This is a genomic window from Actinomadura darangshiensis, assembly GCF_004349235.1.
GTDB lineage: Bacteria > Actinomycetota > Actinomycetes > Streptosporangiales > Streptosporangiaceae > Spirillospora > Spirillospora darangshiensis.
The window spans coordinates 1-7,016 of the sequence record NZ_SMKY01000388.1; the positions used below are offsets into that span (position 1 = coordinate 1).

Consider the following 7,016-nt stretch of genomic DNA (forward strand, 5'->3'; position numbering starts at 1 on the left):
GTGCTTTCTCGGGTGCCTCGGCGCCGGGCGCGGGTGGGAGTTCGCCGGGCTCGGGGTCGCGTTCGCCGACGTCGGTGGTCTTGGCGGTGCCATCCTGCGGGGCGCCGTTCCGCGGGGCTCCGTCCTCACTCTCGCCGTCACCAGTGGGGGACTCGGTCTCGGACTCGCCGGTCTCCGATCCCTTCTTCTCCTGGTCCTCGGTGCCGACCTTGTTGTCGGCGGGCGGATCGGTGGAGGTGCCTTCGTCGGTTCCCTGATCCCGGTCGCCGCCCTGCTCGTTGCCTTGCTCACCGCCCTGTTCGGTGCCGTTCTTGGGCCGCCCGGGGAATTCGACGCCGGCGGCGCGGTAGCTGTCGAGGCGAGGGGTCCTGCTGCCGGTTTCGGTGCCGCTCGTGGCGGGTGGCTGCTCGCCGGTGCTCGGCGGGGTGGGCTTGTCGCTTGTCTCGGGGCCCTTGCCGGGTCCACCGGGGTTGTCGAAGCCCACGCTCGTGGTCCTTCCATCGAGGGGAGCGGACCGTCATGGGGGGATGGACGCGACGGTTCGCCGGGTGTGTCCCTTGACGCGCGGGGCTGACGCCAGGAGCACACCGGCCACTATGTAATCGCGCACGCGCGAACTTTGCACGTGCGGAAATCGATCGCTCGGCGCCTGATGTCCGATTTACGCTTAGTTTCGGGTCTCAGGACGCTATTTCGTTCATGATCACGACTGACACCTGATGATCGATGGTCTGGCGAAGTTTGATCAACGAATGTGACGATGTCCTGTTTAGTATATTTGATGGCTCAATGAGTAGTTCTTGGATGGCATGACCGCTCGGATACGACTTCGGCCCTTGACTCGGGTCAGGTGCCGTGCGGGAGATTCCGCACCGGCCGGAAGTGGCGAAGTACGTGGTGCCGCCGGGACCGGCCTGCCAACCTCGATCAGGTGACCGACAGAACCGATGCCGTCGCGGAGATGGCCTTCGCCGCCGTGCGGGAACTGGTGAACCCCGATCCGTTCGCGCCCCCGGAGGGACACGGCACCAGCCGGCTGTACGACCGGGTCTTCGCGGCGAACCCCCATCTGGAGCCCCAGTGGCGGTCGCTGTCCGGCGACGACGGCTGGCAGAACGGCTCCGCTCTCCAGTTCCGGTTCGCGACCGTCCGGCTCCAGCGCGCCGGATGGATGTACAGGGACGGCAAGAGATGGTGGGCGACCGGGCTCGGACGCGCCGCCCTGGCCGAACACCCGGACCCGGTGGCCTTCTACCGCGAAGCTCGCAAGGCGTACGGCACCTGGAAGCGCAACAAGGTCCGCTTCGAGGACGCCGTCGAATACCTGGAGGCGCTGCCGGATCGGGCATGGGCGTCGGCGGCGGACGTGGCGTCCGAGACCGGTGTCGACGGGACGGCACTGGTCAGGCTGCTTCGCGGAAGCAGACCCGAAGGCTGGCACCGCCTGCTCGCCGCCGACGGGACCCTGCCGCGCGAGGCGCACCTCACCGAGCCCGAACGGGACGAATGGCTGCGCCTGCTGGACGACGACTCCGTCCCCATGGTGGCCGGACGAGCCGACGCGCAGCACCGGCAGCCCGCCGCCGACCTCCGCATGATGACCGCCCCCGACGGCGATGAGGAGACAAGCTCCCGGCGTGCCTGGCTCGTCCGGGCGTCCAACCTGCCCGACGGGAACCTGATCGGCGACCTGTGGCTCGCCGACGGGAGATGCTCACTGCCTGCATCCCGGCTGCGGGACCTGCCACAGGGAACGGCGCTCCAGCAGGTCGAGCAGGCGATGCGCGAGGACTACTCCGACATCGGCCCCCAGGACCGCGCTAGGCAGGCGGCCGAGTACCACGCCTTCCTGTCCCGTATGGACGAGGGCGACCTCGTCGTCACCAACGACGGCGCGAAGGTCTACCTCGGCACGGTCACCGGCCCTCCGTCCTTCGTCAGCAGCGTCGGCGGGCATGCCAACCTGCAGCGGCCCGTGGACTGGCGCAACGCCGACGATGCCATCGACTACGACCGACTCCCCGACGAGTTCTCCGTCCTTGTCGGAAACCCCGACGCCGAGGTCGTCGAGCTGACCGCGTTGGTGCCGGAAACTCGAGAAACTGCTGGGCGACGAACCAGTCGACGTCGCCCGGCGGGCGATGCGCCTCCCCGACGCGACCGGAGACCTCTCCGACGACCTCCTGGTCGACAGGGAATGGCTGCAAGAATGCGTCGAGCTGCTCCGCGAGCGGCCCCAGCTCATCTTCTACGGTCCGCCCGGCACCGGGAAGACCTACCTGGCGCGGCGCCTCGCCCGCCACCTCACCGCCGGCAGGCCGGAATGCGTCCAGCTCGTCCAGTTCCACCCCGCCTACTCCTACGAGGACTTCTTCGAGGGCTACCGTCCGGCGAAGTCCGACGACGGGACGATCTCGTTCGACCTCGTGCGCGGCCCGTTCCGCCGCCTGGTCAGCGCCGCGCTCGCGCACCCGGGCCGCCCCTACGTCCTCATCATCGACGAGATCAACCGCGGCAACCTCGCGAAGATCTTCGGCGAGCTGTACTTCCTGCTGGAGTACCGGGGCGAACCCGTCAACCTGCTCTACGGCTCCGAAGGCGACCAGGGCTTCACCCTGCCGCGCAACGTCGTGATCATCGGCACGATGAACACCGCCGACCGCTCCATCGCCCTCGTGGACGCGGCCATGCGGCGCCGCTTCTGGTTCCTTGAACTCCACCCGGACGAGCCGCCGACCAGCGGCATCCTCCTGCGCTGGCTGCAGGAGAGGGACCTCGGCGACGAACCGGCCCGGCTGCTCACCGAACTCAACACCCGCATCGAGGACCGCGACTTCAGAATCGGCCCGTCCTACCTGATGCGCGACAGCGCCGCCACCGAGACCGGCCTCGCGCGGATCTGGCGGACCCAGATCCTCCCCCTGCTGGAGGAGCACCACTACGGCGACGGCACCGACGTCCACGACCGGTACGGGCTGGACGCGCTGCGACGGCGGCCGACATGACCGTCGTCCACCTCCGGGAGAGCGACTCCTGGACGGAGCACGAACTCACCGCGGAACAGGCCGCGACCCTGGCCGCGGCCGATCTCGTCCGCGTCGCTCCCGGCCCCCGCCCCGGGCTCTGGAAACTCCGCGACAACGGCCTCGTCGGCGCCGCCCGGACCGGCCCCGCACACGACCCGGTGGAGATCCGCGTCCGACCGAAAACGCCGATCGACCGCCTGTTCCACCTCCTCGGCTACGCGCAGAAGCCGCGAGGCTGGCGGCGGGAGGAGGTCGATGCCGGTGAGCGGACCGAACTACTGCCCGCGCTCGCCCACGCGTTCGCGCGCTCCGCCGAACGGGCCCTGAGCCAAGGCGTCCTCCTCGGTTACCGGGAGAAGGAGGAGGCCCTACCCGTCGTGCGCGGCCGCATACGGGTAAAGGAGCAGATCCAGCGGCGCCACGGTTTCCCCGTGCCGGTCGAGGTGCGATACGACGACTACACCGCCGACATTCCCGAGAACCGGCTGCTGCTCGCGGCGACCCACCGGCTGCTGCGCCTGCCGGGCGTCCCGCCGGGCACCCGCAGGCTTCTCCGCCGCCTGCCGCTGAGGCTGGACGGCGTGGAACGGCTCACTCCAGGCCCTCCGCCGCCCGCTTGGACACCATCGCGGCTCAACGCCCGCTACCACACCGCGCTCGGGATCGCGGACCTCGTATTGCGCGGCGCGTCCTGCGAACTCGACGACGGCACCACCGTCCGCGTGGACGGGCTGATGCTGGAGATGTGGCGCGTCTTCGAAGACTTCCTCTGCGTCGCCCTCGCCGAGGCACTCCGACCGCACGGGCACGGCGTGCGGCTCCAGGACACGCGCCACCATCTCGACCGGGCCCATCGCGTCCGGCTACGTCCCGACCTCGTCCTCGACACCGGCGACGGGCGCCCCTTCACCGTCGTGGACGCCAAGTACAAGACCGGAACCACACCCCAATCGGACCTCTACCAGGTGCTCGCGTACTGCACGGCGATGAACCTGAACCGCGCCTACCTGGTGTACGCGTCCAAGACCGAGACGTACACCCACGTCATCGCGGGCAGCGAAGGCGTCCAGATCGTGGAGACCGCACTCGACCTGTCAACATCCCCAGAAGCACTGCGCGCCCAGATCACCGAACTCGCCCACCGCATCGCCACCGACCTGCCGACCTGACCACTCGCACTCGAACTGACCGCCTTGACCCGTGTTCCATCTCGGCGGCTACGGCGGCGCAATGAACCGCGTGTTCACCGCGGCCGGCTTCGTCGCCACCGGCCTGGCCCTGCGCACATCTCGCGGCGACCCACACATCCAAGGAGGATCTGCGGGTCGCCAGGGACAGTGAGCTCACCGACCGCTACGCCAAGGCCACGCCCACCAACCCTGCCGCTTCAGCGGCGCAGCCGCTTTCTCTGAGCGGAGCGCGTTCGCAAATCCCTCTCGCCGGTGCGTCGCACTATCTGCCATTCCTCAATAGGCGAGACCTCGTGTTTCGTCGCGGTGCTATGTGTGGAAGCCTATTGCGCCGCGGCAGGGGTTCGCGGATCGTGATCAATGAACGATGGCCTGGTTCGCAGACAACTCAGGAGGTGACCGATGGGATCGGTCCGACGCGGAATCGGCTTCGTGATCGGGATGGTGGCCGTGCTGGTGATCGGCCTGGCCGTCGCCGCCCCGGCCGTCGCGACGACCTCGACCTGGAGCTTGAACGACATCGGCCAGAAGTTCTGCGTCCCTCAGAACGGCACGAAGAGCTACCTGCTCGTACAGGTAAGCGGGACGTGGACGTCCACCATCACGTACGGTGTCAGGAATCTGCCGCCCGGTTCGTCCGGCACCGTGGGGACGATTCCGCCCGGCAGCAATGACACGTCCACGATCAACGGCTTCATAGGGGTCACCTACGCTGCCGCCCCGGTGGGCGACTATCACGCCGAAGTGTGGGCGACCGACGGCGATACCACCCAGACAACGCCTGTCCTGCTCCGCTACGGAACCGGCAGCGCCTGCTGGTGACCCGCTCTTTGTATCGCCGCCGATCTCCACGCTTGACCAGAGGTCGACCCGTCCGCGACAGTATGGTTACTGAGCCGCCTTGGCATGTCGCACAGCCAGCCATTCCTTGGTGTAGGTCGTGGCTTCCTCGATGAACTGCTCTAGACCGGCCCCGTCAAAGTCGGACTCGGTGACGATGTAAAGCAGGATGTAGACCTCTGCGTGGAGGGCCGCTGTCAGGTCGTCCGGCACTTCTTTCTTGAGAGGGGGAGCGTCGACGGCTCGGCGGATCAAGTCCTCAGCGACGAGCGTGTCGATTAGATCCGCGTCTTCCTCGGCCTTGATCCGCAGATCGGCGACGAAGCGGACGATGTCGCCGACGGTGTAGGTCGGCGAGAACCTGCGGCGCACCGCGACGTTGAACGCCCCGTACAGCAGCGACATGTACCCCGCCGCCGTCTCGTCGTCCTTCTGGAGGTCGTCCCGCAGCGCCACCCACGCCTCGGGCCCCTCCAACAGGAACGCCCGCAACGCCAGAACGTTTCCCTCGCCAATCTGAACCGCCGAGTAATCCATTACTCAAGCATTTCCTCTGCATCAGCCCGTACTTGAGACAGAAAGGCGTCAAGTTCTTCTTCGTTGTAGCGGGCCTGGGCGGTCAAGGCGGCAAGCAGCATGATTTGGTGGCGGATGACGGCTTTGCCGTCGATGCCTGCAATCGTTCCCTTGCCGAGTGCGTGCAGGATAATCTGCTCGGCAATGTTGGGGTCGATCGCGTCTGGCGCTTCCTCGCTCCTCTCTCGGGATGCGGCTATGAAGTCGATGATCTCTGTTTGCTGACTGGCGTGGTTGCTCTTGGCGAAGCGTCGCTGGATCGCCTCGAAGAGTCCGGCGGCCAGGAGCGCCGCGTAGCCGGCATTGTCGGATTCGCCGAGTTGATTGAATAGTCGCAAGTGTTCTTCTGCTGTCCGGCCTGCCAATTGAGAACGCAGCGTGGCTAGTTGCCTGTCAGTTACCTGCATGTTCCCTTCCTCTAAGCTTTCCTGTCAGTCTGAAGCCTCGTTGGATTAGCTCGCTGACTACAATAACACCGCTGACGACGCCCACCATCGCATCCCCGGCTTTAATGGGATGATTGACGGGACTCGCGTGGTCGGAGACGTTGCGAGCCAGACATGGTTGTGTCTCCGGCGGTCTCGTGTCGAATTGTCCGGATGCGGGTTTAGCGGTCTCGGTGACGGCATCCTTCAGGCCTGCGCCGGCTTCGAGCATCTCCTTGCGCAGCTCTTTAGGGCTCCGTGGGCGCTCCGGATCAGATTCGCGGGGATCGCGGTCGGCGGGGTCGTTTTCGGGGCTCCCGAACTCGCCGCGACCTTGTGTCCCGACCTCTGTTCTGACCGGTTCTCGGCCCGGCGGGAGGAAGTTACCCTCGCTGTCGCGGTATATCTTAATGGTTTTACGGTAGGGGCTTGGCTCCACTTCTGTTGTATTTTCTTCGGGTGGGGCTAGCTCGCTGCCAGGTTCTTCCGCCTTGTCGGTTTCGGTCGGGTCCTGGTCGGGTGGGTTGGTGTCGTCGGCGAGATCGGTGGTTTCTGTTTCTTCGGCGTTCTTATCATGGTCGCCGCCCTGGTCGCTGGAAGGCTCGGCGTTGGGGTCGGCTTCCGGCCGGGGGCGCGGTTGTTCGGTCGGTTCGGGCTCGAGGGTTTTGTCGTCGGCGGGGTGTGGTTCGTTGTCTTGGCTTGGCGGGTTCGGTTCGCCGGAGGGGTCTTTGGGCTCGCCGTCCTGGGCGGCCTCCGGTGGGCCGGTGTGCGGGTCGCTGGTCTCGCCGGCCGGCTCGGGGGTCTTATCGCCGGGTTGCGAGCTGTGTTCTGGGGTGACTGGCGCGGCAGCGGCGTCGGTCTTGGGTGGCTCGGCGTCCCCGACCGGCTCGCCCGTGTCCTGGCTCGGGTCCTTGCCGGGCTCGCTGGTTCCCTCGGGCTTTGGGGTGCCGTCCTGGGGC

General features: G+C 67.0%; 5 protein-coding genes and 2 pseudogenes. 3 read left to right on the forward strand and 4 right to left on the reverse strand.

Annotation, left to right across the window (positions count from 1 at the left end):
* Positions 1 to 484: pseudogene (locus E1293_RS42400) on the reverse strand (hypothetical protein); the annotation flags it as partial.
* 1,657 nt (positions 485 to 2,141) lie between these two features.
* Here E1293_RS42400 and E1293_RS42405 point away from each other — a divergent pair.
* The 3 genes from E1293_RS42405 (at position 2,142) to E1293_RS42415 (ending at position 5,038) form a co-directional block, all read left to right on the forward strand.
* The gene (locus E1293_RS42405; protein WP_132205053.1) at positions 2,142 to 3,005 is read left to right on the forward strand and encodes an McrB family protein; all 864 of its coding nucleotides are present in this window, start codon (positions 2,142 to 2,144) and stop codon (positions 3,003 to 3,005) included.
* Positions 3,002 to 4,195 (forward strand): McrC family protein, encoded by a 1,194-nt coding sequence (locus E1293_RS42410; RefSeq protein ID WP_132205055.1) that lies wholly within the window; start codon positions 3,002 to 3,004, stop codon positions 4,193 to 4,195. Before E1293_RS42405 ends, E1293_RS42410 begins: the two co-directional genes overlap by 4 nt.
* A gap of 423 nt (positions 4,196 to 4,618) precedes the next feature.
* On the forward strand, positions 4,619 to 5,038 hold the full coding sequence (locus E1293_RS42415; protein WP_132205057.1) for a DUF5980 family protein: 420 nt from the start codon (positions 4,619 to 4,621) through the stop codon (positions 5,036 to 5,038).
* Between the two features lie 66 nt (positions 5,039 to 5,104).
* Here the strand turns inward: E1293_RS42415 and E1293_RS42420 are convergent, their stop codons facing one another.
* The 3 genes and pseudogenes from E1293_RS42420 to E1293_RS48180 all read right to left on the reverse strand — a co-directional run.
* A complete protein-coding gene (locus tag E1293_RS42420) occupies positions 5,105 to 5,593 on the reverse strand; it encodes a hypothetical protein (RefSeq protein WP_132205059.1) in 489 nt (162 codons plus the stop codon).
* The gene (locus tag E1293_RS42425; RefSeq protein WP_132205061.1) at positions 5,593 to 6,039 is read right to left on the reverse strand and encodes a hypothetical protein; all 447 of its coding nucleotides are present in this window, start codon (positions 6,037 to 6,039) and stop codon (positions 5,593 to 5,595) included. The genes E1293_RS42420 and E1293_RS42425 overlap by 1 nt, the downstream gene beginning before the upstream one ends.
* A pseudogene (locus E1293_RS48180) lies at positions 6,026 to 7,016 on the reverse strand (hypothetical protein); the annotation flags it as partial. The gene E1293_RS42425 and the pseudogene E1293_RS48180, both read right to left, overlap by 14 nt.

Excerpts from the sequence above, each read along its gene's own strand:
- E1293_RS42405 (WP_132205053.1), top strand. The coding sequence starts at position 2,142 with ATGCGCCTCCCCGACGCGACCGGAGACCTCTCCGACGACCTCCTGGTC.
- E1293_RS42410 (WP_132205055.1), top strand. The coding sequence starts at position 3,002 with ATGACCGTCGTCCACCTCCGGGAGAGCGACTCCTGGACGGAGCACGAA.
- E1293_RS42415 (WP_132205057.1), top strand. The coding sequence starts at position 4,619 with ATGGGATCGGTCCGACGCGGAATCGGCTTCGTGATCGGGATGGTGGCC.
- E1293_RS42420 (WP_132205059.1), bottom strand. The coding sequence starts at position 5,593 with ATGGATTACTCGGCGGTTCAGATTGGCGAGGGAAACGTTCTGGCGTTG.
- E1293_RS42425 (WP_132205061.1), bottom strand. The coding sequence starts at position 6,039 with ATGCAGGTAACTGACAGGCAACTAGCCACGCTGCGTTCTCAATTGGCA.